Origin of the sequence: Aquamicrobium sp. (genome assembly GCF_023954335.1) — a bacterium.
Lineage (GTDB): Bacteria > Pseudomonadota > Alphaproteobacteria > Rhizobiales > Rhizobiaceae > Aerobium.
The window spans coordinates 1,182,737-1,207,276 of record NZ_JAMLIE010000001.1; the positions used below are offsets into that span (position 1 = coordinate 1,182,737).

28 protein-coding genes are annotated in these 24,540 nt (G+C 69.1%); 18 read left to right on the top strand and 10 right to left on the bottom strand.

The window, feature by feature from the left end:
* Positions 1 to 60 precede the first annotated feature (60 nt).
* On the top strand, positions 61 to 888 hold the full coding sequence (locus M9945_RS05775; RefSeq protein ID WP_367943780.1) for an alpha/beta hydrolase: 828 nt from the start codon (positions 61 to 63) through the stop codon (positions 886 to 888).
* Positions 889 to 929: 41 nt separating this feature from the next.
* Positions 930 to 1,166: an Lrp/AsnC ligand binding domain-containing protein gene (locus M9945_RS05780; protein ID WP_367931347.1), complete on the top strand. Its 237-nt coding sequence runs from the start codon at positions 930 to 932 to the stop codon at positions 1,164 to 1,166.
* 3 nt (positions 1,167 to 1,169) lie between these two features.
* Here the strand turns inward: M9945_RS05780 and M9945_RS05785 are convergent, their stop codons facing one another.
* From M9945_RS05785 to M9945_RS05795, 3 genes are all read right to left on the bottom strand, one after another.
* Positions 1,170 to 1,928, bottom strand: a complete 759-nt coding sequence (locus tag M9945_RS05785; RefSeq protein WP_367943781.1) for a M48 family metallopeptidase — start codon at positions 1,926 to 1,928, stop codon at positions 1,170 to 1,172.
* A gap of 121 nt (positions 1,929 to 2,049) precedes the next feature.
* Positions 2,050 to 2,484, bottom strand: a complete 435-nt coding sequence (locus M9945_RS05790; RefSeq protein WP_367931349.1) for a DUF2852 domain-containing protein — start codon at positions 2,482 to 2,484, stop codon at positions 2,050 to 2,052.
* Positions 2,485 to 2,618: 134 nt separating this feature from the next.
* The gene (locus tag M9945_RS05795) at positions 2,619 to 3,413 is read right to left on the bottom strand and encodes an alpha/beta hydrolase (RefSeq protein ID WP_367931350.1); all 795 of its coding nucleotides are present in this window, start codon (positions 3,411 to 3,413) and stop codon (positions 2,619 to 2,621) included.
* 210 nt (positions 3,414 to 3,623) lie between these two features.
* Here M9945_RS05795 and infC point away from each other — a divergent pair, with 210 nt between their 5' ends.
* From infC to M9945_RS05830, 7 genes are all read left to right on the top strand, one after another.
* Positions 3,624 to 4,160: a translation initiation factor IF-3 gene (gene infC / locus M9945_RS05800; protein ID WP_367931359.1), complete on the top strand. Its 537-nt coding sequence runs from the start codon at positions 3,624 to 3,626 to the stop codon at positions 4,158 to 4,160.
* 272 nt (positions 4,161 to 4,432) lie between these two features.
* Entirely contained in the window at positions 4,433 to 4,642 is a 210-nt protein-coding gene (gene rpmI / locus M9945_RS05805; RefSeq protein ID WP_367931351.1) for a 50S ribosomal protein L35, read from the top strand.
* A 34-nt stretch (positions 4,643 to 4,676) separates the two neighbouring features.
* Positions 4,677 to 5,078 carry a 50S ribosomal protein L20 gene (gene rplT, locus M9945_RS05810; protein WP_367931352.1) on the top strand — a complete coding sequence of 134 codons (402 nt, stop codon included), beginning with the start codon at positions 4,677 to 4,679 and terminating at the stop codon, positions 5,076 to 5,078.
* Positions 5,079 to 5,162: 84 nt separating this feature from the next.
* Positions 5,163 to 6,047 (top strand): serine/threonine protein phosphatase, encoded by an 885-nt coding sequence (locus tag M9945_RS05815; protein ID WP_367943782.1) that lies wholly within the window; start codon positions 5,163 to 5,165, stop codon positions 6,045 to 6,047.
* A complete protein-coding gene (gene pheS / locus M9945_RS05820; protein WP_367943783.1) occupies positions 6,044 to 7,129 on the top strand; it encodes a phenylalanine--tRNA ligase subunit alpha in 1,086 nt (361 codons plus the stop codon). The genes M9945_RS05815 and pheS overlap by 4 nt, the downstream gene beginning before the upstream one ends.
* A gap of 19 nt (positions 7,130 to 7,148) precedes the next feature.
* Positions 7,149 to 9,554: a phenylalanine--tRNA ligase subunit beta gene (gene pheT / locus M9945_RS05825; protein ID WP_367943784.1), complete on the top strand. Its 2,406-nt coding sequence runs from the start codon at positions 7,149 to 7,151 to the stop codon at positions 9,552 to 9,554.
* 189 nt (positions 9,555 to 9,743) lie between these two features.
* Complete coding sequence (locus M9945_RS05830) at positions 9,744 to 10,094, top strand: septal ring lytic transglycosylase RlpA family protein (RefSeq protein ID WP_367931356.1); 351 nt, start codon at positions 9,744 to 9,746, stop codon at positions 10,092 to 10,094.
* A gap of 37 nt (positions 10,095 to 10,131) precedes the next feature.
* Here the strand turns inward: M9945_RS05830 and M9945_RS05835 are convergent, their stop codons facing one another.
* The 4 genes from M9945_RS05835 to M9945_RS05850 form a co-directional block, all read right to left on the bottom strand.
* Entirely contained in the window at positions 10,132 to 11,481 is a 1,350-nt protein-coding gene (locus tag M9945_RS05835; protein ID WP_367943785.1) for a putative bifunctional diguanylate cyclase/phosphodiesterase, read from the bottom strand.
* Positions 11,482 to 11,513: 32 nt separating this feature from the next.
* Positions 11,514 to 12,785, bottom strand: a complete 1,272-nt coding sequence (locus M9945_RS05840) for a DUF1775 domain-containing protein (protein ID WP_367943786.1) — start codon at positions 12,783 to 12,785, stop codon at positions 11,514 to 11,516.
* A gap of 63 nt (positions 12,786 to 12,848) precedes the next feature.
* Positions 12,849 to 13,253 (bottom strand): hypothetical protein, encoded by a 405-nt coding sequence (locus M9945_RS05845; RefSeq protein WP_367943787.1) that lies wholly within the window; start codon positions 13,251 to 13,253, stop codon positions 12,849 to 12,851.
* 238 nt (positions 13,254 to 13,491) lie between these two features.
* The gene (locus tag M9945_RS05850) at positions 13,492 to 14,334 is read right to left on the bottom strand and encodes an LOG family protein (protein ID WP_367930115.1); all 843 of its coding nucleotides are present in this window, start codon (positions 14,332 to 14,334) and stop codon (positions 13,492 to 13,494) included.
* Between the two features lie 162 nt (positions 14,335 to 14,496).
* Between M9945_RS05850 and dapD the strand changes: the two genes are divergently transcribed.
* From dapD to M9945_RS05870, 4 genes are all read left to right on the top strand, one after another.
* Positions 14,497 to 15,351 (top strand): 2,3,4,5-tetrahydropyridine-2,6-dicarboxylate N-succinyltransferase, encoded by an 855-nt coding sequence (gene dapD / locus M9945_RS05855; protein WP_367943788.1) that lies wholly within the window; start codon positions 14,497 to 14,499, stop codon positions 15,349 to 15,351.
* Between the two features lie 12 nt (positions 15,352 to 15,363).
* The gene (locus M9945_RS05860; RefSeq protein ID WP_367943789.1) at positions 15,364 to 15,753 is read left to right on the top strand and encodes a DUF805 domain-containing protein; all 390 of its coding nucleotides are present in this window, start codon (positions 15,364 to 15,366) and stop codon (positions 15,751 to 15,753) included.
* A gap of 77 nt (positions 15,754 to 15,830) precedes the next feature.
* The gene (dapE, locus tag M9945_RS05865) at positions 15,831 to 17,030 is read left to right on the top strand and encodes a succinyl-diaminopimelate desuccinylase (RefSeq protein WP_367943790.1); all 1,200 of its coding nucleotides are present in this window, start codon (positions 15,831 to 15,833) and stop codon (positions 17,028 to 17,030) included.
* 50 nt (positions 17,031 to 17,080) lie between these two features.
* The gene (locus tag M9945_RS05870; RefSeq protein ID WP_367943791.1) at positions 17,081 to 17,626 is read left to right on the top strand and encodes a transporter; all 546 of its coding nucleotides are present in this window, start codon (positions 17,081 to 17,083) and stop codon (positions 17,624 to 17,626) included.
* Here M9945_RS05870 and truA read toward each other — a convergent pair.
* Genes truA through def form a run of 3 tightly spaced genes read right to left on the bottom strand, consistent with a single transcriptional unit; the run spans position 17,623 to position 19,860 of the window.
* Positions 17,623 to 18,366, bottom strand: a complete 744-nt coding sequence (gene truA / locus M9945_RS05875) for a tRNA pseudouridine(38-40) synthase TruA (protein WP_367943792.1) — start codon at positions 18,364 to 18,366, stop codon at positions 17,623 to 17,625. The two genes, M9945_RS05870 and truA, sit on opposite strands and share 4 nt — an antisense overlap.
* A gap of 17 nt (positions 18,367 to 18,383) precedes the next feature.
* Positions 18,384 to 19,319, bottom strand: coding sequence for a methionyl-tRNA formyltransferase (fmt, locus tag M9945_RS05880; protein ID WP_367943793.1), 936 nt, complete (start codon positions 19,317 to 19,319; stop codon positions 18,384 to 18,386).
* Between the two features lie 10 nt (positions 19,320 to 19,329).
* Positions 19,330 to 19,860: a peptide deformylase gene (gene def, locus M9945_RS05885; RefSeq protein ID WP_367943794.1), complete on the bottom strand. Its 531-nt coding sequence runs from the start codon at positions 19,858 to 19,860 to the stop codon at positions 19,330 to 19,332.
* Between the two features lie 113 nt (positions 19,861 to 19,973).
* Between def and M9945_RS05890 the strand changes: the two genes are divergently transcribed.
* The 5 genes from M9945_RS05890 (at position 19,974) to M9945_RS05910 (ending at position 24,529) form a co-directional block, all read left to right on the top strand.
* Positions 19,974 to 21,245, top strand: coding sequence for a DNA recombination protein RmuC (locus M9945_RS05890; RefSeq protein ID WP_367944777.1), 1,272 nt, complete (start codon positions 19,974 to 19,976; stop codon positions 21,243 to 21,245).
* Between the two features lie 46 nt (positions 21,246 to 21,291).
* Entirely contained in the window at positions 21,292 to 21,777 is a 486-nt protein-coding gene (locus M9945_RS05895; protein WP_367943795.1) for a CAP domain-containing protein, read from the top strand.
* A 79-nt stretch (positions 21,778 to 21,856) separates the two neighbouring features.
* Entirely contained in the window at positions 21,857 to 22,921 is a 1,065-nt protein-coding gene (locus tag M9945_RS05900; RefSeq protein ID WP_367943796.1) for an Atu2307/SP_0267 family LLM class monooxygenase, read from the top strand.
* Positions 22,922 to 22,975: 54 nt separating this feature from the next.
* Positions 22,976 to 23,971, top strand: coding sequence for an LLM class flavin-dependent oxidoreductase (locus M9945_RS05905; protein ID WP_367944778.1), 996 nt, complete (start codon positions 22,976 to 22,978; stop codon positions 23,969 to 23,971).
* Between the two features lie 174 nt (positions 23,972 to 24,145).
* Positions 24,146 to 24,529, top strand: a complete 384-nt coding sequence (locus tag M9945_RS05910) for a response regulator transcription factor (protein ID WP_367943797.1) — start codon at positions 24,146 to 24,148, stop codon at positions 24,527 to 24,529.
* Positions 24,530 to 24,540: the final 11 nt, after the last annotated feature.

Consider the following 24,540-nt stretch of genomic DNA (forward strand, 5'->3'; position numbering starts at 1 on the left):
GCGCCATGGAAGGCGCGCGCGCCGTCGAGAGGAAAGCGGGCGCGCAAGGGAGCGACACGGATGTTTCATCGCATCGGGGACTGGGACGACGCCTATGCCAACGGCGTCAACATCGCGCGCGGCGATGCGTGGCCGGGCGTCTGGGTCGAGGCCTCGCGCGCCTTCCGCGACAAGCTGGCGGGTGGAGAGAGGGCGCGGCTCGACCTTTCCTACGGCGATGCCCCGCGCCACCGCTTCGACCTCTTCCTGCCGGACGGCGCGCCGAAAGGGCTGGTCGTCTTCGTCCATGGCGGCTTCTGGATGAAGCTCGACCAGACCTTCCTGTCGCATCTCGCCGCCGGGCCGCTGGCGCACGGCCATGCTGTCGCCATGCCGACCTATACGCTCTGCCCCGACATCCGCATTTCCGGCATCGTCGGCGAGGTCGCCCGCGCCGTCGAGGCTGCGGCCGGCATGGTTGAGGGGCCGGTCCGGCTTGCGGGCCACTCGGCCGGCGGGCAGCTCGTCACGCGCATGATCTGCGCCGATTCGCCCCTGCCCGGGGCGGTGAGGGCGCGCATCGTCAACACCGTGTCGATCTCGGGCCTCCACGATCTGCGGCCGCTGATAAGGACGAAGATGAACGAGACCTTGCGCCTCGACGCGGCGGAAGCGGCGGCGCAAAGCCCGGCGCTGCTCGCGCCGCTGCCGGGTGCGCGGCTCGTCTGCTGGGTCGGCGCGGCGGAGCGCTCCGAATTCGTGCGCCAGAACGCGCTGCTGGCCAATATCTGGACCGGGCTGGGCGCGGCGACGCTTTGCGTCGAGGAGCCGGACCGGCACCATTTCACCATCGTCGACGGGCTGGCCGACCCGGCGCATCCGCTGACGACCACCCTGTTGACAGGCTGACCCCGAGGCCCGACTGTGGCCGGCAGAATGCGAGGAAAACGATGAGAGCGGTTTTCGTCCAGCTCCAGTGCACCCCCGGCAAGACCTATGACGTCGCCGACGAACTGTTCGCCCGCGAGGTCGCGTCCGAGCTCTATTCGACCAGCGGCGACTACGACCTCCTGATGAAGATCTATGTCGAAGACGGCGTCGACATCGGCAAGTTCATCAACGAGAACGTCGCCAACGTGCCCGGCATCGTCCGCTCGCTGACGACGCTGACTTTTAAAGCGTTCTGACTTTTATTCGAACCGGATCGCCTGCAAGGCGCTGCCGTTGCGCTTGAGCCAGGCGCGGGCCTCGTCGGTGCGCGGGCATAGCTCGCGGCACAGCGCCCAGAATTTCGGCCCGTGGTTCATCTCGCGCAGATGCGCGACCTCGTGCGCGACGAGATAGTCGATCACCGTCGGCGGCGCCATCATGATCCGCCACGAGAAGGACAGCGTGCCGTCCGCCGTGCACGAGCCCCAACGCGACGACGTGTCCTTGTAGCGGACGGCCTTGGCCCGCCGGCCGGCGCTGGCCGCATGCCGCGCCACCAAAGGCTCGATGTCGCGCCGCGCCTCGCGCTTGAGGAAGTCGGCGAGCCGGCGCGGCAGGTGCGCCTCCTCGCCATGGACGTGCAGCGCCGGCGCGCCGTCTTCCAGCGCGACCGCCACCGTGCCGCGCCTTCCGGGCCGGTGCAGGATCAGGTGCGGCGTGCCGCGCAGCGGGATCTTCACCCCGGCGCGCACCTGCGGCCGGTCGGGCAGCCGGGCAAGCTTCAGCTCCAGCCAGTCGCGGTGGCGTTCGAGGAAGCGCTCGACCTCGCCCCGGCGCAGGCCGGGCGGCACGGTGACGCGCAGGCCCTGGCCGCCGGCGTCGATCCTGAGCGTCAGTCGCCGGGCGCGCGCGTTCTCGACCACGCGCAACGGCAATTCGCGCCCCGCGACGTGGTGGGTGCGCTCCCCGGCCGTCTCGGGCGCGGGCTTTGCAGGGCGGGAAAAGAAGCCGAATGCCATGGAAGCCAGTCTATCCGATTCGCCGCTCCGGGAAGCGGGAGCGAAGGGAGCAAGGAAAAGCGGCGGCGGATTTCTCCGCCGCCGCTTTCGCGTCATCAAGGGGCCGTCTTCAGAGGCCGCTTCAGTCGTCGAGAAGATTGTCGTCGTTCTTCTTCGCCTTGCGGGGGGCAGGGGTTCCCTTGGAGCGTTCGGACATGAAGCGGTCGAATTCCTGCTGGTCCTTGGCGCGGCGCAGCTCGCGGGCATAGGTGTCGAACTCGTCGCGCAGCTCGTCGAGCTTGCGGCGCTCCTCGTTCAGGCGCTCCAGCTCCTTCTCGCGCCAGTCGTCGAAGGCGACGTTGCCGGTGCGGGAAAAGCCGTTGCCGCGCTTGCGGCAGGAGCCGAACAGGCTCTTGCCCGTCTTGCTCCAGTCGCCGTTGAACTCGCCCAGCCGATCGCCCCACAGGATGTAGGCGAGCATGGCGAGGCCGAGCGGCCAGAACACCACGAAGCCCACGACCATCAGCGCAATGGTGGCCGGCGTCCACGCGGGACGGATAAGGGCGGTCTTGGTCATAGTCTTCCGTTCCTTCCAGGTCATGCAGTCCGGTCTCGGCTGCCATTTTCGAGATGGGAAGACGAATGCGGCCGTTCAAGGCCCGGCCGGCAAAAAGCGGAAACCTTACCGAAATGTAAGGATGGGCGTTCCGGTCATATGTCGCCTGCCGCCCGCGCCACCAGCCCGTCGAGCGCGGCGAGCATCATGGCGATGTCCTGCGGCCGCGACAGGCGGTGGTCGCCGTCGCGGATCAGCGACAGCGTCACGTCGTCGGCCGGCAGGTGCTGGACGAGCTTCAGCGCCAGCGCGTGCGGCACGTCGGGGTCCTCCATGCCTTGCAGGATGTGGACCGGGCAGTGCGTGTCGATGAGCCCGTCGAGCACGCGGTTCCTGCGCCCGTCCTCGAACAGGGCGCTTGTGTAGACGTTCGGCTCCGGCGCGTATTGGGACGGCTCCTCGAAATAGCCCTTCTCCTCGAGGTCGCGGCGCTGCGCCGCGGTCAGTTCGGGCTCCATCAGCTCGACGGTGAAATCGGGCGCGGGCGCCAGCAGCAGCAGCCCGGCGACGCGGCCGCCTTCTCCCGCCCTGGCGAGTTCCTGCACCATGCGCAGCGCGATCCATCCGCCCATCGACGAGCCGACCAGCACCTGCGGCCCCGTGGTGAACTGGCGGAACACGGCGAGGCTCTGCGCCAGCCAGCGGGAGATCGTGCCGTCGCTGAAGCGCCCGCCCGATTCGCCGTGGCCGGAATAGTCGTGGCGAACGAAGGCGCGGCCCTCGCGTTCCGCCCAGCCGTCGAGCGCCTGCGCCTTGGTGCCCGCCATGTCGGAGCGGTAGCCGCCGAGCCACACCGCGCCGGGGCCCCTGCCGGTCCTGCGGCGCACCGCGATGCGGTCGCCCTCGACCGCGATGAATTCGGCGTCGGCGGATATGGGCTCTGTAGACATGGGCCTCGTCGTCTCCTATCTGGTGGAAGTGGGGTTCATGGCACGTTTGCCGGCCGCAGGAAAAGGCTGCGTCCTGAGCGCGCGCCTTGCACGAGACCCGTGATTTTTTCCCGCTCCCGTGCTATTGACCGCGCTCGAACGCGCGCGGGAATTGCCGTGACGCGCCATTTCTGCAGCATCGAACATCAATCATTCGAGGAGATTACGACCATTCGCAGACCGTTCAAAGCCGCTGCGCCCGTGAAGGAAGGGCCGCGTTCCAACCAGGAGATTCGCGTCCCGCAGGTTCAGCTCATCGACGCCGAAGGCCAGAATCGCGGCGTCGTCGCGACCGCCGAGGCCCTGGCCATGGCCGAGGATGCCGGGATGGATCTGGTGGAGATCGTGCCGCACGCGCAGCCGCCCGTGTGCAAGATCACCGATCTCGGCAAGATGAAGTACCAGAACCAGAAGAAGGCGGCCGAGGCGCGCAAGCGCCAGAAGACCATCGAGATCAAGGAGATCAAGATGCGTCCGAACATCGACGACCACGATTACGAGACCAAGATGAAGGCCGTGCGCCGCTTCTTCGACGACGGCGACAAGGTCAAGCTGACGCTGCGCTTCCGCGGCCGCGAGATGGCGCATCTGGAGCTCGGCATGCAGCTTCTCAACCGGGTCCGGGAAGAGGTCGGCGAGATCGCCAAGGTCGAGGCCGAGCCGAAGCTCGAAGGCCGCCAGATGATGATGGTGCTGGCGCCGAAATAGGCGTTCCGGAGCGGGTTGTCCGTTCCGCGCGCAGCCTGTTGCGCTTTTATCCGCGCGCCGCTATATAGCGCGCGTTCCAAAGAGCCGCCCGGCAGGGCATGCCGTGGCGGTTTCTTATGCTTTTCGGGCTTGGTCGGCCCGAAGCAATGACAAAGAGACGCGAACCGAGCGACAGCGAGGCAAGCGCGACCGCGCGTCGGCCGGCATCGGCCGCCCCCGCGGAGGCGTGAGCGACAGCGAACTTGCCGGGAGCGCAAAGAAAGGAAAGCAAAATGCCCAAGATGAAGACCAAGTCGGCCGCCAAGAAGCGGTTCAAGATCACCGGCACCGGCAAAGTGAAGTCCGCCGCTGCCGGCAAGCGCCATGGCATGATCAAGCGTTCCAACAAGTTCATCCGCGACGCCCGCGGCATGATGGTTCTGGCCGAACCCGATGCCAAGAAGGTCGTGACGTACTTCCTGCCCAATGGCGGCGGCCTCTGAGCCGGCTGGAAACGAGATTTAAGGAGATCATGACATGGCACGCGTGAAACGGGGCGTTACCGCCCATGCCAAGCACAAGAAGGTCCTTTCGGCAGCCAAGGGCTTCTACGGCCGCCGCAAGAACACCATCCGCATCGCCAAGCAGGCGGTGGAGAAGTCGCTCCAGTACGCCTACCGCGACCGCAAGAACCGCAAGCGCAATTTCCGCGCCCTGTGGATCCAGCGCATCAACGCGGCGGTGCGCGAGCACGGCCTGACCTATGGCCGCTTCGTCGACGGCCTCAACAAGGCCGGCATCGAGGTCGACCGCAAGATCCTGTCGGATCTGGCGATCCACGAGCCGCAGGCGTTCGCCGCGCTGGTCGCCAAGTCGAAGGCCGCGCTCGAATACCTCAAGGACACCACGCCGAACCAGTTTGAGAGCGCGGTAGCTTAAGGCGCAGCGCTTCCCAGGCATTCGGAAAACTGATTTGGGAAACCCGCGCCGGCAGGGCTGGCGCGGGTTTTTTCGTGAGCGAAGATGGCAAGAGGGATTGAGGATAGCGGCGGCCTGTCGCGGCAAGGAACCGAGCAGCTCCTGAAGCTGCTGGTCGCCCATCCGCGCCGGCTGTCCTCTGCCGAAATCGACGGCTGCACCGTGTGGATCAAGCGGTTCGACACCGAGACGCGGCCGCTGGCCACGCGGCTGCATTCCCTTCTTTCGCCCGTCCTGCCGGCCGCGTTCCTGCCCGCCTCTCCGTCCGCCGACGCGGCCGGGCTGGCCGCGCGCGAGGCGCGCAAGGTCGCGCGGTTCGACGCCGCCGGCGTCCCGACGCCGGCCATCCTGTGGCAGGGCGGGGCCGTCCTCGTCCTGTCGCAGGTGGCCGAGATCGTCCAGCCGACGCTGCACCGGCTGGCGAAGGCCGGTGACAGGCAGGGCCATGACGGCCTGCTGGTCGAGATGGCCGGCGCGCTCGGCCGCGTCCATGCCGCCGGGCTGTGCCACGGCCGGCCGCACCCGCGCGACATGTTCCGCATGGCGGACGGGACATGGGGCTTCCTCGATTTCGAGGAGGAGCCGGAAGCGTCGATGCCGCTGGCCGCGGCGCAGGCGCGCGACGTGTGGCTGCTGTTCATGCAGATCACCTTCCGGACGCAGGACGAGGCGGCGAGGGCGGCCGCCTTCGACGCCTGGCGGGCCGAGGCTCCCGCGGCGGTCGTGCCGCAGTTGCGCCGGCTGGTGTCGGCCCTCTCGCCGCTCGTGCCCGTGCTGAAACTGCTGCAGCCGCTCGGGCTCGGCAAGGACGGCCGCCGCCTGCTCGGCGCCCTCGTCTTCCTGCGCTCCGCCTTGCGGACGCGAGCCAACGCTTCCCCGGCGCCTGCCGCCGGAACATCCAAACCAGACCGGATCGGGACACCGACATGACAGAACTTGAACAACTGGAACGCTCGATCATCGAGGCGGTCGAGGCGGCGGCCGACGAGGCGGCCATAGAGGCGGTGCGCGTCGCCGCGCTCGGCAAGAAGGGCTCGGTCTCGGAGAAGCTGAAGACGCTGGGCGCGATGAGCGCCGAGGAGCGCCAGGTGATGGGCCCGGCGATCAACGGCCTGCGCGACCGGGTAAGCGCGGCGCTCGTCGCCCGCAAGAGCGCGCTGCGCGACGCCGCCATCGAGGCGCGGCTCGCCGCCGAGCGCGTCGACGTGACGCTGCCCGTGCGGCAGGCCCCGGCCGAGCGCGGCCGCATCCATCCGATCAGCCAGGTGATCGACGAGATCGCCGCCATCTTCGGCGATCTCGGCTTCGCCATCGCCGAGGGGCCGGATATCGAGACCGACTACTACAACTTCACCGCGCTGAATTTCCCGGAAGGCCATCCGGCGCGCGAGATGCACGACACCTTCTTCTTCAACCCCGACGAGAAGGGCGAGAGGAAGCTCCTGCGCACCCATACCTCGCCGGTGCAGATCAGGACCATGGAGGCCCAGAAGCCGCCGATCCGCATCGTCATCCCCGGCAAGACCTACCGGCAAGATTCGGACGCGACCCACTCGCCGATGTTCCACCAGCTCGAGGGGCTGGTGATCGACAGGACGGCGAACATCGCCAACATGAAGTGGGTGCTGAGCGAGTTCTGCAAGGCGTTCTTCGAGGTGCGACACGTCAACATGCGCTTCCGGCCGTCCTTCTTCCCCTTCACCGAGCCGTCGCTGGAGGTGGACATCCAGTGCGACCGCTCGCGGCCGGGCGAGGTGCGCTTCGGCGAGGGCGAGGACTGGATGGAGATCCTCGGCTGCGGCATGGTCCATCCCAACGTGCTGCGCCATGGCGGGCTCGACCCGGACGAGTATCAGGGCTTCGCCTGGGGCATGGGCATCGACCGCATCGCCATGCTGAAATACGGCATGCCGGACCTGCGCGCCTTCTTCGACGCCGACGTGCGCTGGCTCTCCCACTACGGCTTCCGCCCGCTCGACCTGCCGACGCTGTTCGGCGGCCTTTCAAGCTGATCTTCGAAGGAAAGAGACCATGAAATTCACCCTTTCCTGGCTGAAGGACCACCTCGACACCGACGCTTCGCTCGACGAGATCGTGGAAAAGCTGACCATGATCGGCCTCGAGGTCGAGAGCGTCGACGACAAGGCGGCGCTGAAGCCGTTCGTCATCGCCAAGGTGCTGACGGCGGAGAAGCATCCCGACGCCGACAAGCTGCGCGTGCTCACCGTCGATGCCGGCTCCGGCGCCCCGGTGCAGGTCGTGTGCGGCGCGCCCAACGCGCGCGCCGGGCTGATCGGCGCCTTCGCCGCGCCCGGCACCTATGTTCCCGGCATCGACGTCACGCTCTCCGTCGGCAAGATCCGCGGCGTCGAGAGCCACGGCATGATGTGCTCGGAGCGCGAGCTCCAGCTTTCCGACGAGCATACCGGCATCATCGACCTGCCCGAGGGCGCGCCGGTCGGCACCAGCTTCGCGGCATGGGCGAAGCTCGACGATCCGGTCATCGAGATCAATCTGACGCCGAACCGCCCCGACGCGACCAGCATCCACGGCATCGCCCGCGACCTGGCTGCCAGCGGTCTCGGCACGCTGAAGAACGACGCGGTCGCCGCCATCCCCGGCGAGGGCGACTGCCCGGTCAAGGTCAGGATCGAGGCGCCCGACCTTTGCCCCGGCTTCGCCTTGCGGCTTGTGCGCGGGGTGAAGAACGGCCCGTCGCCGAAATGGATGCAGCAGCGGCTGATCGCCATCGGCCTTCGGCCCATCAACGCGCTGGTCGACATCACCAACTACGTCACCTTCGACCGCGGCCGGCCGCTCCACGTCTTCGACGCGAAGAAAGTCGCGGGCGATCTCGTGGTACGTCGCGCACGCGAGGGCGAGACGGTGCTGGCGCTCGACGGGCGCGAATACACGCTGACGCCCGAGATGTGCGCCATCGCCGACGACAACGGCGTCGAATCTATCGCCGGCCTGATGGGCGGCGAGCATTCCGGCTGCGACGAGGATACGACCGACGTGCTGATCGAATCGGCGCTGTGGGACCCGATCGTCACCGCCCGCACCGGCCGGGCCTTGAGCATCGTCACCGACGCCCGCTACCGCTTCGAGCGCGGGGTGGACCCCGAATTCATGGTGCCGGGGCTGGAGCTGGCGACCAAGCTGGTGACGGAACTCTGTGGCGGCACGCCGAGCAGGGCCGAAGTCGTCGGCTATGCCGGCCATACGCCGAAGGTCGTGTCGTTCCCCTTCGCCGAAGTGAAGCGCCTGACCGGCATCGACGTGCCGGTGCAGACAAGCCGCGCCATCCTCACCCGCCTCGGCTTCACGCCGGAGGGCGAGGGCGAGACGGCGGAGGTCGCGGTGCCGTCCTGGCGGCCGGACATCGATGGCAAGGCCGATCTGGTGGAAGAGGTGATGCGCATCCACGGCGTCGACAACATCGCTCCGCAGCCGCTCGCCAGCCACGACGCCGTCAACGGCCGCATCCTCACCACGCTGCAGATCCGCACCCGCGCGGCACGCCGCGCGCTCGCCGTGCGCGGCATGATGGAGGCGGTGACGTGGTCGTTCATTCCCGCGAAGCACGCCGAGCTGTTCGGCGGCGGGCAGGCGGCGCTGAAGCTCGCTAACCCCATCGCCGCCGACATGTCCGACATGCGCCCCTCGCTGCTGCCGGGGCTGGTCGCCGCCGCCCAGCGCAACGCCGACCGCGGCTTCGCCGACGTCGCGCTGTTCGAGGTGTCCGGCACCTATGAGGGCGATGGCGCCGAGAGCCAGCGCCGGGTCGCCGGCGGCGTGCGCCGCGGCACGGCGAAGCTGGACGGGCAGGGCCGCCACTGGGCCGGCAATGCCGGGCCGGTCGGCGTGTTCGACGCCAAGGCCGACGCCATCGCCGCGCTGGAAGCGGCCGGCGCGCCGGTGGACAAGCTCCAGGTCGAGGCCGGCGGCCCGGCCTGGTATCACCCCGGCCGCTCGGGCACGATCAGGCTCGGGCCGAAGGTCGTGCTCGCCACCTTCGGCGAGTTCCACCCGAAGACGCTGGAGGCGCTCGACGCGGCGGGGCCGCTTTGCGGCTTCGAGGTGTTCATCGACGCGATCCCCGAGGCCAAGGCCAAGCCGACGCGGACCAAGCCGCGCCTCGATCTGTCGCCCTTCCAGGCGGTGAAGCGCGATTTCGCCTTCGTCGTCGGCGAGGATGTCGAGGCGTCCACCCTGATGCGCGCGGCTTCCGCCGCCGACAGGAAGCTCATCACCGGCGTGCGCGTCTTCGATGTGTTCGAGGGCGCGGCGCTGGGCGAGGGCAGGAAGTCGGTCGCCATCGAGGTGGCCATCCAGCCGCTCGAACGCACGCTGACCGACGAGGATTTCGAGGCGCTCGCCGCGAAGATCGTCGACAACGTGACGAAGCAGACCGGCGGCGTCCTGCGCACCTGAAAATCACGGACCGGGCGCCGCCGCGCGAGCGCCGCCCGGTCCCTTCGACTGCGGCCGGGACCGCGCCGTCCTGACCTGATGTTTCAGCCTGTTGCCATAAGTGTCCGCGCCTGAAGGGCTTTGCCACCTCGTCGCCCGATTTCGTGCCTAGCGGCGCTCCATCGTCAATGGAACGGGACAGTCCCAGGCATGAAATCCACCCCCCGTCTGGCGGCCTTCGCCGCCGCCTCGCTCGTCGTGCTGTGCGCCGACGCCGCCTTCGCCCAGTGCGGCGGCGCATCCTGGTATGCGCTGACCTCGAAGACAGCCTCGGGCGAGCGCATGAACCCGGCGGCGATGACCGCCGCCCACCGCAGCCTGCCCTTCGGCACCAGGGTGAAGGTGACGAACCAGCGCAACGGCAAGTCGGTGACGGTGCGGATCAACGACCGCGGGCCGTTCATCAGGGGCCGGGTGATCGACCTGTCGAAGGCCGCGGCGCACGAGCTCGGCTTCATCAAGTCCGGCCACACGCCGATCTGCTTCCAGAAGGTCGGCTGAAGCACTTTTCCGTCCGGAATAGCGCCGAAACAGGATCTCAGGCGATACGCCGCATCACGGATGCGAGATAGCTCTCGCGCAGGAGGGCCATCGTCGTCTCGGCGTTGCTGGGCTTGCCGAACAGGTAGCCCTGTCCGCCGCCGCAGCCGAACTCGATGAGCCGCCGCGCCTGCTCCTTTTCCTCGATGCCCTCGGCCACGACGTCCATGCCCAACCCCTCGCACATGGCGAGGATGGCGCGGATGATGTGCTCGGACGGCTTGTCGTCGAGGATCGAGGACACGAAGGAGCGGTCGATCTTGAGCTTGTCGAAATCGAACTGGCGCAGGCGGCCGAGCGAGGACTGCCCGGTGCCGAAATCGTCGAGGGCGACGCGCACGCCCATGGCGTGAAAGTCGCCGACGATCTTCTCGGCCGAGGCAGGGTCGGTCATCAGTCCGCTTTCGGTGATCTCGATCTCCAGCCGGCGCGGGTCGAACCCGGTCCGCTCGAGGATGGCCAGCACGTGCTGGGCCGTGTTCTGGTCGACGAGCTGCGACGGCGACAGGTTGAACGACAGGAACAGCTCGTCCGGCCACTGGTTCGCGGTCTGCGTCGCCTTCTGCAGCAGAAGCTGCGACAGGGGGCCGATGATGCCCCGCTCCTCGGCCAGCGGGATGAACACGTCCGGCGTCACCACGCCGAGGTCGCGGTCGGTCCAGCGGGCCAGCGTCTCGAAGCCGATGATGCGCTGCGTCTTCAGCTCGACGATGGGCTGGAAGTGAGGCTCGACCTCGCCGGCCGCCACCGCGCGGCGCAGCGCCTGTTCGATCTGGGTGGTGCGCCGGGCCGCTTCCTCCATCTCGCGCGTGTAGACCACGACCTTGCCGCGGCCGGACCGCTTGGCGTGATAGAGCGCGGTCTCGGCCTTGGAGACCAGAGTCTCGGTGTTCTCCTCGCCCGAATAGAACAGCGAGCAGCCGACGGAGGCGGAAAGCCGCGCCGTGCGGACGCCGACGTCGTAAGGCGCCGACAGGATCTCGATCAGCATCAGGGCGCGCTCGCGCGCGGCCTCCTCGCTGAACACCAGCGGGTAGAGGAAGGCGAACTCGTCGGCGCCGACGCGCGCCACGGTGGCGTTCTGGTCCATCGCCGCGCCGAGGCGCATCGCCACCTGCTGGAGGATGTCGTCGCCGGCCCCGCGCCCGAAAAGGTCGTTGATCGGCTTGAAGCCGTCGAGGTCGAGGATGCCCACAGTGAAAGGGGCGGGGTCGTCGGCGCGCTCGATGATCAGCCGGTCGACCTTGTCGAAGAAGCGGCGCAGGTTGCCGAGCCCGGTCAGCGGATCGGTGAATGCGAGATCCGCGCCCTGACCGGCAATATGGCCGCTAACCGGTGGGTTGTTCATCTCACGCCCCAGAGCCTTCTTTTTCTTTTCGGCTACCCCGGGATCGACCCTGCCAGAAAACCCTTTAGGAAACGTATCGAACGGGAGACGAAAATTCTACGCGGCTCCCAATCAGGGGAACGGGCCGGGGCATGGGCGTCGGGGGGGGGCCGGGGGGGGCCGGCCCGCCCCCCCCGCGGGCGGGGCCCCCTCAGCGCCGGGCGGCCGCGGCGCGGCGGGCGCGCGGGCGACAGGTGCCTCCCTGCGGATCGGGCAGCGAGCCGCGCGCCCGGACGTGGACAAGAGGGCGAGCGACGGCCGCCGTGAGCGCCGCGGCTACGCGCCCCCGCCGACGGCCCGGGCCAGGCGCGCCACCCGCCCGCGCACGATCCGCGCCGTCGACAGGGTCGCGTCGCGGCCGGTCCGGGCCAGGGCGTCGAGCGCCGCGCGCCCTCGGCGAACGGCGCGGCGACGTCCATGAACATCATGTGGAAGCTGCCGGGCTTGAGCTCGACCGTGCCGCCGGCGGGGATTTCGAGCCCGCCCTCGACCGGGCGCATGGTCATCACGTCGTCGACCACCTCCATGGTGTGGACCTCGACCTTGCCGGCGCGGGCGCTGGAGCCGCCGACCAGCCGGTCCGCCTCCGCGCCCTTGTTGGTGACGGTGAGGTAGGCCCCGGCCGCCTTCTGCCCGGCCAGCATGGCGCGCGCCCAGGCCGCGCCGATCTCGAGATCGCCGGCGGCAACGACATCGGCCCCGGCGTCCGCGCCATGGGCGTGGCCGTGGCCGCCGCCATGGCTGTCGTTCGACGCCAGCACGACGAGGCCGGGCGCAGGACGATCGAGCGCGTGCGGGTCCTGTCCGGCGGCCGGGATCTCGTCCCAGGCGACGGTCCCCTCGGGGCAGGTCTGCACCGTCTTGAAGAACAGCGACGTGCCGCCGGCGTCGCCGGCCAGCGTGCCGGACAGCACGAACTCGTCGTAATGGGCGTCGTCGAGCGGGCCGCCCGACCACGTCACGGCCTTGACGCCGGAGGCGACCTCGCGGCCGTGCAGCGTGTAGGCATGGGCATAGTCGCCGCGCTCGATGTCGAGCGACCAGCCCGCCTTGGGCTGCGGGCGCACGCCGATATAGCCTTCCGGCACCTCGACGCGCACGGTGTGGGTCGGCTGGCCGTCGCAGCCATGGCCGATGCGCACGACGGCCTTGTAGCCGCCGGGCGATGCTTCAGCGGTTTCGAGCGTGGCGTGGGCGTTGGCGGTTACGAGGGATGCGGCCGTCAGCGCGGTGGCCGCGGCGAACTGGATGAACAGGTGACGCATGATCTTTTCCTTGCCAGTCTGAAAACGGGATCGCGCCTTCCAGGGAGGAAGGCAGTTCGCTTCTCAGGCTGAAAGGGGTGGCGCGCGGATCGCCGGCGGCGGCGCGACGAGTAGCTCGGCCGGGCCGTCGCTCGCCACGGCAAGCAGGGATTGCGCCGCGAGCGCCGCCGGGGCGGGGAAGGCCGCGAAGGCGGCGGGCGTCGCCTTGTAGACGGCGGCGGCCCCGCAAGCGTTGCCGATGAGGCAGACCGGGCAATCGTCGAGCGGCCCCGGCGAGTCGCCGGCCGCGCCCGTCTCGCCGCCGGCGCTGAGCGCCGTGCAGATCGCCATGTGCCCGCCGCCCGGCATCTGCGCGGCGGCAAGCGGCTGGAGCGTGTTGAGGATGAGGACCAGCGTGCCGAGAAGCGCGAACAGGAAGCGGTCGCGCCGCAGCGAGGCAAACAGGGTGAGGCGTGACGCCGTGCTCATGCACGACACTTACCCGAAACCGCCGCCGCCCGCCACTGCGACATGGCGGCGCTATCGCATGCGGTCAATCACGGGCGCCGTCGCTGCCCCTCACCTGCCTGCCGGCATCCTCTCCCCGTGAATGGGGAGAGGAGAGATGGCCGCAACCCCGCCGCTTCCCCTTCTCCCCGTTCACGGGGAGAAGGTGGCCCGAAGGGCCGGATGAGGGGCGGCGCGGGCGCTGGCGATTACCGCCCGCCTAGCGCAGCTCGTAGAACTCGCGGATGATCGTCCAGGCCTCGTCGGCGGTGTCGACCGCGTCGATGATGTTCTGGTCGCCGGGCGAGATCGTTCCCTGCTCGGCCAGATAGTCGAGGTCGATGGCGCGCTTCCAGAATTCCTTGCCGAAGAGGATCACCGGCAGGCGCTCCATCCGCCCGGTCTGGATCAGCGTCAGCGTCTCGAACAATTCGTCCATGGTGCCGAAGCCGCCCGGGAAGATGGCGACCGCCTTCGCCCGCATCATGAAGTGCATCTTGCGGATGGCGAAATAGTGGAAGTTGAAGCACAGGTCCGGCGTGACGTATTCGTTGGGCGCCTGCTCGTGCGGCAGCACGATGTTGAGGCCGATCGTCGGCGCGCCGCAATCGGCCGCGCCGCGGTTGCCCGCCTCCATCACCCCCGGCCCGCCGCCGGTGACGACGACGAACTCTCGGTAATAGGTCGAGGCCGAGTATTCCGAGCACAGCCGCGCGAACTGCCGCGCCTCGGCATAGTAGCCGGCATTGGCTTCGAGGTTCTTCTTCTGCGTCTCGTTCTTGGCCGCCCAGGCCGGGCCGCCGGGCTCGGGGATGCGGGCGCCACCGAACAGGATCACGGTCGAGCGGATGCCGCGTTCGGAGAGCGCCATCTCCGGCTTCAGCAGCTCGAGCTGGAGCCGCACCGGGCGCAATTCGCGCCGCGTCATGAAGTCCTCGTCGTCCCAGGCAAGCCGGTAGGCCGGCGCGCGCGTCTGCGGCGTGTCGGGAACGGCCTTGGCGCGTTCGAGGTCCTCGTGTGAATGCGGCAGCGGCGTCCAGCCGGCCTTGTCCTCCGGGTTCATGCTTGTCAGTCCTGTCTGTGCCGGCCGCCGGTGCGGCGGCCTTTGCGTCCCGTCATTGACCCCTATCCGCGCTTCGCATAGGTTCCGCGCGGCTTCGGGGGATGTCCCTGCCTCCGAGCCTATCGTCCCAGCCCTTAACAGCGCGTGTAGCGGAGCATTTTCATGACCAGACCGGACCTCGCAAGCCTGGAGAAGACCGTGGACAGGGCCTTCGACGAGCGCGACGCCGTTTCGACGGATACGCGCGGCGAAGTGCGCGAGGCGGTGGAAGCCGCGCTCGACCTGCTCGACCGGGGCGAGGCGCGCGTCGCGGAGCGGCAGGACGGCGGCGTGTGGCGCGTCAACCAGTGGCTGAAGAAGGCGGTGCTGCTGTCTTTCCGCCTCAACCCGATGGAGATCGTCAGGGGCGGTCCGGGCGAGGCCGTGTGGTGGGACAAGGTGCCTTCCAAGTTCGACGGCTGGTCGGCCAACGAGTTCGAGCGCGCCGGCTTCCGCGCCGTGCCGAACTGCGTCGTGCGCCGCTCGGCCTATGTCGCGCCGGGCGCGGTGCTGATGCCGTCCTTCGTCAATCTCGGCGCCTATGTCGGCGAGGGCACCATGGTCGACACCTGGGCCACCGTCGGCTCCTGCGCCCAGATCGGCAGGAACGTGCACCTCTCCGGCGGCGTCGGCATCGGCGGCGTGCTGGAGCCGATGCAGGCCGGCCCGACCATCATCGAGGACAACTGCTTCATCGGCGCGCGCTCGGAGGTGGTCGAGGGCTGCATCGTGCGCGAGGGGTCGGTGCTCGGCATGGGCGTCTTCATCGGCAAGTCGACCAAGATCGTCGACCGCGACACCGGCGAGATCTTCTACGGCGAGGTGCCGCCCTATTCGGTGGTGGTGGCCGGCACGCTGCCGGGCAGGCCGTTCCCCAACGGCGAGCCGGGGCCGAGCCTCTACTGCGCCGTCATCGTCAAGAAGGTCGACGAGAAGACGCGCTCCAAGACCTCGATCAACGAATTGCTGCGCGACTGAGCGGACGCTCCCATGATGCAGATGGCCTGGCTGTTCTTCGGCTTTACCGGGCGCATAGACCGCAGCGTCTATGCGCTGGCCGGGCTCTTCGTCTTCACGGTGCAGATGTTCATCGTCTACCGCTATCTCCAGCCGGTGCTCGGCACGCTGGCCAACGGCACCTTCGATCCGTCCGAGACGCTCACCCTGTCGCCGATGACCAACATCCAGAGCGGCATCTTTCTCCTCGGCCAGCTCGCCCATATCGCGCTCGCCGCCAAGCGCATCCACGATTTCGGCAAGTCCGGCTTCTTCGCGCTGCTCTTCATGTTCGCCGGGCTCGTCGCCTATCTGGCCCTGTGCCTGATTCCGGGAACGCCGGGTCCCAACAAGCACGGCTCGCGCTCCAACGCGGCGAAATAGCCAGCTCGCAGGGCCATGAACGGGTCGCGCGTCCACGGTGACAGGCCTGCGCGTTTGGGCTATCCCTTCGCATTACCATGAGCCTGCCCACCGACCCCGCCGCAAACCTCGCCGCCCTGATCCGCTGCCCCTCCGTCACGCCCGCGGAGGGCGGAGCCCTGATGGCGCTGGAGGCGATGCTGAAACCGCTCGGCTTCGCCGTCGACCGCCCGGTGTTTTCCGGGGAGGGGACGCCCGACGTCGAGAACCTCTACGCCCGCCTCGCCGGCGATCATTCGGGCGAGGGCCCGCATCTGATGTTCGCTGGCCACACCGACGTCGTGCCGCCGGGCGACGAGGCCGACTGGACGCATCCGCCCTTCTCGGCGACGGTCGAGGGCGGCTTCATGCACGGCCGCGGCGCGGTCGACATGAAGGGCGGCATCGCCTGCTTCGTCGCGGCGCTCGCCCGCCATGTCGAGGCGCACGGTGCACCGGGCGGCCCGGTCTCGCTGCTGATCACCGGCGACGAGGAAGGCCCGGCGATCAACGGCACGGTCAAGCTGCTCGAATGGGCGGCCGCGCGCGGCGAGCGCTGGGACGCCGCCATCGTCGGCGAGCCGACCAACCCGGACGCGCTCGGCGACATGATCAAGATCGGCCGGCGCGGCTCACTGACCGGCGACATCGTCGTCCACGGCCGGCAGGGGCACATCGCCTATCCGCATCTCGCCGACAACCCGGTACGCGGCATGGCGGCCCTGCTCGACGCGCTGTTCCACCCGCCGCTCGACGCGGGCACGGAGAACTTCCAGCCGTCGAACCTCGAGGTCACCACCGTCGATGTCGGCAACCCGGCGACCAACGTGATCCCGGCCAAGGCCCGCGCCACCTTCAACATCCGCTACAACGACGCGTGGACGCCGGAGGCTCTCCAGGCCGAGATCCACAACCGGCTCGACCGCGCCGCCGGCCGTGGCAAGCTCAGGCTTGGCAAAGAGGACGGCGTCGCCTTCGAATTGAGCTGGCGCGTCAGCCCCAGCCCCGTCTTCCTGACGCGCGACGACAGGCTCGTCTCCGGCCTGTCGGCGGCGATCGAGGCGGTGACCGGCCGGCGGCCGGCGCTCTCCACCTCGGGCGGCACGTCGGATGCCCGCTTCATCAAGGATTACTGCCCGGTGGTCGAGTTCGGCCTCGTCGGCCAGACCATGCACATGGTGAACGAGCGCGTGGCCCTCGCCGACCTCGAGACCCTGACCCGCATCTATCGCCGCTTCATCGAAGACTGGTTCGCCTGACCATGCCGCCGGCTGAGGACATATACCGCCATCTTCTCGGTGCCTTTCGCATGATGATCGGCAAGCGCGACGGCCTGCGCCTGCTCGACCTGTCGCTCGACGGCTTCTGGAACTCGTTCTTCGCCATCGTCGTCGCGCTGCCGGCGATGCTGGCGAGCTGGGTGCCGCTGGCGGGTGAGCTGACCGTGGCGGACGCCTCCTTCGGCCTGCGCCTGTCCATGCTGGTGCGGCTGGCGATCGTCGATGTCGGGGCGTGGGTGCTGCCGCTCGTCGCACTCGCCGCCGTCGCCGATTACGCCGGCATCCGCCACCGCTTCGTCCACTATGTCGTCGCCTCGAACTGGGGCTCGGCCATCTTCGCCTGGATGACGCTGCCCGTCTCGCTGGTCCGGCTGGTCTTTCCCGGAAGCGGCGACCTCGCCGCCGGCCTGTCGCTCGTCGTCTTCATCGCCACGCTGGTGCTCTATTGGCGACTGACCGACGCCGCGCTGGAAAAGGGCGCCGGCACGGCGAGCGCCGTGTTCGGCGGCATGCTGGTCGCCTCCCTGCTCACTTTGTTCGCGCTTCAGGACATTCTCGGCGTCACGCCGGCCTAATAGTCGACCTTGACGAGATAGAGCCCGTCGGCCGGCGCGACCTGGCCGCAGCGGGCGCGGTCGGCGGCCTTCAGCGCGGCTTCGAGGTCGTCGGCGCTCCAGCCGCCGTCGCCGACCCGCTTCAGCGAGCCGACCATCGAGCGCACCTGGTTGTGCAGGAACGAGCGCGCCGAGGCGCGCACCTCGATCAGGTCGCCGGCGCGCGTCACGTCGAGCCGGTCGAGCGTCTTGACCGGGCTGTCCGACTGGCACTGGACCGAGCGGAAGGTGGTGAAGTCGTGCTTGCCGAGGAGCCGCTGCGCCGCCGCGTGCATCGCTTCAGTGTCGAGGCGCTTCGGCACATGCCAGACATTGCCGCGCAGCAGCGCTGCCGGGGCGCGGCGGTTGAGAATGACATAGAGATAGTGCCGCGCCCTGGCCGAGAAGCGGGCGTCGAACTCCTCGCCGACCGCGGAGACGGCAAGCGCCGCCACATGCTCGCCGGCAAGGCCAAGATGCGCGTTGAGCGCGCCCTGCACCTTGTCCGCCTGCCAATCGCGGGAAAGGTCGACATGCGCGACCTGCCCCGTGGCGTGGACCCCGGCGTCGGTGCGGCCCGCGCCGCGGATCGTCACCGCCTCGCCGGTGAAGGCGAGGAGCGCCTTCTCGATCGCCTCCTGCACCGTGGGCAGGTCGGCCTGCCGCTGCCAGCCGGCATAGAAGCGGCCGTCATATTCGATGTCGAGGCGATAGCGCGGCATGGCTCAGGACGCGGTGGTCACGACAGGAAATCCCCCTTGCCCAGCTTGGCGCCGTGCAGGAAATCCGTGGCGTTCATCGCCCTGCCGCCGGCGCGCTGCACTTCGATGAGCCGCACCGCGCCCTCGCCGCAGGCGACGGTCAGCGCGTCGTCGAGGATTTCGCCTAGCCGGCCGCTGCCCGCCGCCAGCGTCGAGCGCAGGAGCTTCACGCGCTCCACCTTGCCGCCCGCCTCCATCTCGCACCACGCGCCGGGGAAGGGCGAGAGGCCGCGAATCCGGTTGTGGACTTCGCTTGCCGGTATCGACCAGTCGATGCGCGTCTCTTCCTTGGAGATTTTTTTCGCGTAGGTCGCGCCGTCTTGCGGTTGGGGCGTCAGCGTCAGCTCGCCTTTCTCCAGCGCCGCCAGCGTGCGCACCATCAGCGCCGCGCCCGTCGTCATCAGCGCGTCGTGCAACTCGCCTGCCGTCATGTCGGGGCCGATGGCAACGCGGCTCGTCAGCGCCACCGGGCCGGTGTCCAGCCCCTCGTCCATCTTCATCGCCATCATGCCGGTCTCGGCGTCACCTTCGATGATCGCGCGCTGGATCGGCGCGGCCCCGCGCCAGCGCGGCAGCAGCGAGGCGTGGCCGTTATAGGCCCCGAGCCGCGTCCCTTCGAGGATGGCTTTCGGCAGCAAAAGGCCGTAGGCGACGACGACCGCGACATCGGCGGCAAGCGCGCGGAACGCCTCCTGCTCCTCCGCCCCCTTCAGCGAGCGCGGCGTGCGCACCTCGATGCCGAGCTCTTCGGCGGCCAGGTGGACGGGCGATTTCGTCAGCTCCAGCCCGCGCCGCCCGGCCGGGCGCGGCGGCTGAGAATAGACAGCGGCGATGTCGTGGCCAGCCCCGGCCAATGCCCGCAACGTCGCCGCCGAAAACTCCGGCGTGCCCATGAAGACGACGCGCAGCGTCATCGCCGAGGCCCTAGACCGCGAGCCGGCTGGGCGCGGGCTTGTCCCTGGCGAGCTTCCTGAACTTGCGCACGACCATGTCGCGCTTGAGCTTGGAGATGTGGTCGATGAACAGCACGCCGTTCAGATGGTCGATTTCGTGCTGGAGGCAGGTCGCCATCAGCCCGTCGGCCTGAAGCGTCCGCTCCTTGCCGTCGCGGTCGAGATAGGCGACCGTCACCGTCGCCGGCCGCTCGACCTCGGCGTAATAGTCCGGGATCGACAGGCAGCCTTCCTCGTAGACGGACGGCTCGTCGCCATGCGCCACGATCTGCGGGTTGATCACGACATGCGGCGCCTTCGGCTGGTCGTCCTTGGCGAGGTCGATGACCAGAAGCCGCAGCGGCACGCCGATCTGGATCGCCGCGAGGCCGATGCCCGGCGCGTCGTACATCGTCTCCAGCATGTCGTCGGCGAGCAGGCGCAACGCGTCGTCGACGCGCTCGACGGGTTTGGAAACCTGGCGCAGGACGGGATCGGGAAGGATGACGAGAGGCCGTATCATGGCCCGTCAGGTAATCGCGCGCTTGCCACGCGTCAACGGCTTTCAGGACGTGCCCGCGGATTTGTTCACTCTTTGATCTTATGTGCGGCGTTCGAATCGTCTATCCTGCCGCGATGGACGATCTTTCCTCGCTGTTTTCGATGCCGGTCGCGCAGCTCGGCGCGAGCGTGATCACGCTCGGCCACGCGCTGGCGGCTGCCGGCGCGCTGGTGGTTATCCTCGTGCTCGCCCTTTCCTTCGGCCTGTGGCGCGCCGGCAAGGCGCGGGCTGAGGCCGCGGTCGAGGCGGCGGAGCGGGCGCGCGAGGCCGAGGAGCGCATGACGGGAATCGCCCGCGCGCAGGCCGAGATGCAGGGGCGCATGGGCGCGCTGGCCGAGGTGTTCGGCAGCCGGCAGGCCGAGCTGACGAAAGCCATCGGCGAACGGCTCGACGGCATGACCTCGCGCCTCGGCCAGTCGCTGACCGAGCAGACGCGCTCGACCCACGAGAACCTTGCCAAGCTTCAGGAACGGCTCGCCGTCATCGACACGGCGCAGACCAACATCCAGTCGCTCGCCGGGCAGGTGGTGCAACTCCAGCAGATCCTGTCCAACAAGCAGACGCGCGGCGCGTTCGGCCAGAGCCGCATGGAGGCCATCATCGCCGACGGCCTGCCCAAGGGCGCCTACGAATTCCAGGCGACGCTCTCCAACGGCAACCGGCCCGACTGTCTCGTCAGGATGCCGAACGGCGCGCCCGACCTCGTCATCGACGCCAAGTTCCCGCTCGAATCGTGGAACGCGATCCGCGCCGCCGCCGAGGCCGAGAACCCAGACGCCCACCGCTTTGCCACGCAGGCGTTCCGCCGCGACGTCGAGGTGCATATCAAGGCGATCGCCGACAAATACCTGATTCAAGGCGAGACGCAGGACACCGCCTTCCTGTTCGTGCCGTCGGAATCGATCTTCGCCGGCATCCACGAGGATTTCGAGGGGCTGGTGCAGAAGGCGCACCGCGCCCGCATCGTCATCGTCTCGCCCTCGCTGCTGATGCTGTCCATTCAGGTGATCCAGGCGGTGCTGAAGGATGCGCGCATGCGCGAGCAGGCGCACCTGATCCAGCACGAGGTGGTGCGGCTGATGGAGGATGTCGGCCGGCTCGACGACCGCGTGCGCAAGCTGCAGGGGCATTTCTCGCAGGCGACCCGCGACATCGACATGATCCTGACCTCGACCGACAAGGTGACCAAGCGCGGCGCGCGCATCGAGGCGCTGGAGCTCGGCGCAAGCGAGGGCGCAGAGCCGCAGGGCGCGGCCGCCGACGCCAACGGCGACGAGGCCGCCCGCCGCGTTGCCGCCGCGCCGGCCGGTCGCCTGCGGCTGCATGTCGTCGACGACGAGGAATGACGGTGCGGCTTGACCAACGGCCGCTGCGATACGATTTGTTGAGCCGATGACAGCCTCCGTTCTCACCGCCGCCTTCAGGGCCACGGCCCTTTCCGCCCTTCTCACCCTCGCCGCCTGTCAGACCGGCGACTGGTGGCCGCGCGAGACGACGTCGGCCGGCGCGTCCGTCGCCGCCGCCTCCCATGTCCGCGAAATCCGCGCCACTGCCGGCCTCGCCGGCCTGTCGCCCGACGCGAAGCTTGAAAAAGCGGCGCAGCGCCAGGCCGCCTATATGGCGGGCTCGGGAAGGATGGAGCACACGACCGGCCCCGGCCGCGACTTCGCCGCTCGCATGAAGCGCGACGGCGTCGCCGCCCCGGCGGCGGAGAACCTCGCCCATGGCCGCATGGAGCTGGAGCGCCTGTTCTCGATGTGGATGGCCTCGCCCGGCCATCGCCGCAACATGCTCGACCCGCGCTTTTCCCGCTACGGCCTAGCCCATGCGGCCGCCGGCGACGGGCAGCGCTACTGGGCGCTGGTGCTCGGGCCGTAGACAGCCTGTTCACTGGCTCACGCTGGCGCATCGCGCGGCCCGCGCCTAACTCTGCCGCTTTGACAAGGGAGCGTTCAGCATGGAACTCGGCCTCTACACCTTCGGCGATGTCGGCAAGGACCCGGTGACGGGGGCGATCACCGGCCCGCAGGAGCGGCTCAGGAACCTCGTCGAGGAGATCGAGCTGGCCGACCAGCTCGGCCTCGATTTCTTCGGCCTCGGCGAGCATCACCGCCCCGACTACGCGGTGTCCGCCCCGGCGGTCGCGCTGGCTGCGGCGGCATTGCGCACGAAGACCATCCGCCTGTCGAGCGCCGTGTCGGTGCTGTCGTCCGACGATCCGGTCCGCGTCTACCAGCAGTTCGCGACGCTCGACAATTTGACCGGCGGCCGGGCCGAGATCATGGCCGGCCGCGGCTCCTTCATCGAATCCTTCCCGCTGTTCGGCTACGCGCTCGACGATTACGATACCCTGTTCGCGGAAAAGCTCGACCTCCTGATCAAGCTGAACGAAGGCGAGCGCCTGACATGGCCGGGCGGCCAGCACACGCCGAAGATCGATGGCCGCGGCGTCTATCCGCGCCCGGTCAACGGCACGCTGCCGCTGTGGATCGCCGTCGGCGGCACGCCGCAATCGGTCGGCCGCGCCGCCATGCTTGGCCTGCCGCTGGCGCTGGCCATCATCGGCGGCGAGCCGCACCGCTTCGCGCCGTTGTTCAACCTCTATCGCGAGGCGGCGCGGAAATTCGGCCGCGATCCGGCGGCGCTGAAGACCTCGATCAACGTCCACGGCTTCGTCGCCGAGACGACAAAGGAGGCGATCGACACCGCGTTTCCCGCCCACAGCGACGTGATGAACCGCATCGGCCGCGAGCGCGGCTGGGGCGCGTCGATCACCAGGGCCGAGTTCGCGGCGAGCGCGGAACCGCGCGGCGCGAACTTCGCCGGCAGCCCGGCGCAGGTGGTCGACAAGATTCTCGCCAACCACGAGATCTTCGGCTTCGACCGCTTCGTGCTCCAGATGGCCATCGGCGTCATGGACCATGGCAAGCTGATGAAGGCGATCGAGCTCTACGGCACGAAGGTCGCGCCCGAGGTGCGCAAGGCGGTTGCGGCGCGGAAGGCCGCGCCCGCAGGCACATGACGCGCCCGCGTTCTGGCGCTTGGTGAAGCGCGCCTCGCGTCCTATATGCGCGCGATGATACCGCTCTCCGTTCTCGACCTTTCGCCCGTTCCCGAAGGCTCCGACGTCTCGGCGTCGCTCGCCAACACGCTCGACCTCGCCCGCCATGCCGAGCGGCTCGGCTATCGCCGCTACTGGCTGGCCGAGCACCACAACATGCCGGGCATCGCCAGCGCCGCGACGGCGGTGGTCATCGCCCATGTCGCGGCCGGCACCTCGACCATCCGCGTCGGGGCGGGCGGCATCATGCTGCCCAACCACGCGCCGCTGATGGTGGCGGAAGCCTTCGGCACGCTGGAGGCGCTGCATCCCGGCCGTATCGACCTCGGGCTCGGCCGTGCGCCGGGCACCGACGGGCGCACCGCCCACGCGCTGCGCCGCAACATGAACGCGGACATCGATTCATTCCCCAACGACGTGGTCGAATTGATCAACTATTTCGAGCCGGAGCAGCCCGGCCAGCTCGTGCGCGCCGTGCCGGGCGCGGGGCTGAAGGTGCCGGTGTGGATCCTGGGCTCCAGCCTCTACGGCGCGCAGCTCGCCGCCATGCTCGGCCTGCCCTACGCCTTCGCCTCGCATTTCGCCCCGGCCGAGATGGAGCGCGCGCTTGAGGTCTACCGGACGCGCTTCGAGCCGTCGCGCTATCTCGACAAGCCCTATGCGATGCTCGGCGTCAACGTCGTCGCGGCCGAGACGGACGAGGAGGCGCGTCTCCTCTTCACCTCGCTCCAGCAGGCCTTCGTCAACCTGCGCACGGGCCGCGCCGGCAAGCTGCCGCCGCCGCTGGCCGGCTATGGCGAGACGCTGGAGCCGGCGGCGCGGGCGATGCTCGCCCACACGCTCTCGACCGCCATCGTCGGCTCGCGCGAGACCGTGCGGCAGGGGCTGGATGCCTTCGTCGGCCGCACCGGGGCCGACGAGCTGATGGTCGCGGCGCAGGTCTTCGACCACGCCGCGCGGGTCCGCTCCTACGAGATCCTCGCCGAGGTGGCGGGAGGCATGCCCGCCTAGGCGCGTCCTTCGGGCGGCGGCATCGCCGGGCTTGATTTTTGAGCCGTTTTGGCATCCGATGACGGGACAAGACCGGAACGGCGGTTGGTCGGCTCCTGTCGTGCGCTTGCCGGAAGCGGGATTTCGCGGGACATGCCGATGCGGTCGCACACAGCCTTGGGAGGGGCTGCTGTGATGACGGACATCCTTATTGTCGAAGACGAGCCGGCGATCATGGAATCGCTGGAATTCATCCTCAAGCGCTGCGGCTGGACGGTCGGCCTCGCCCGCGACGGCGAGGCGGCGCTGGAGGCGGCCTATCGCGACAGGCCGCGCATGATGCTGCTCGACATCATGATCCCGCGGCGCAACGGCCTCGACGTGCTGCGCGAGATGCGCGCCGACGAGGCGCTGCGCGACACCTCGGTGTTGATGCTGACCGCGCGCTGCCAGCCCTACGACCGGCAGGCGGCCGAGAACCTCAGGGCCGACGGCTTCATCACCAAGCCCTACGCCAACACCGAGATCGTCGCCGCCGTCCGCCGCGTTCTCGAGCCCGCGCCGCCGCTCCCCGCCTGAGTACCCCGGCC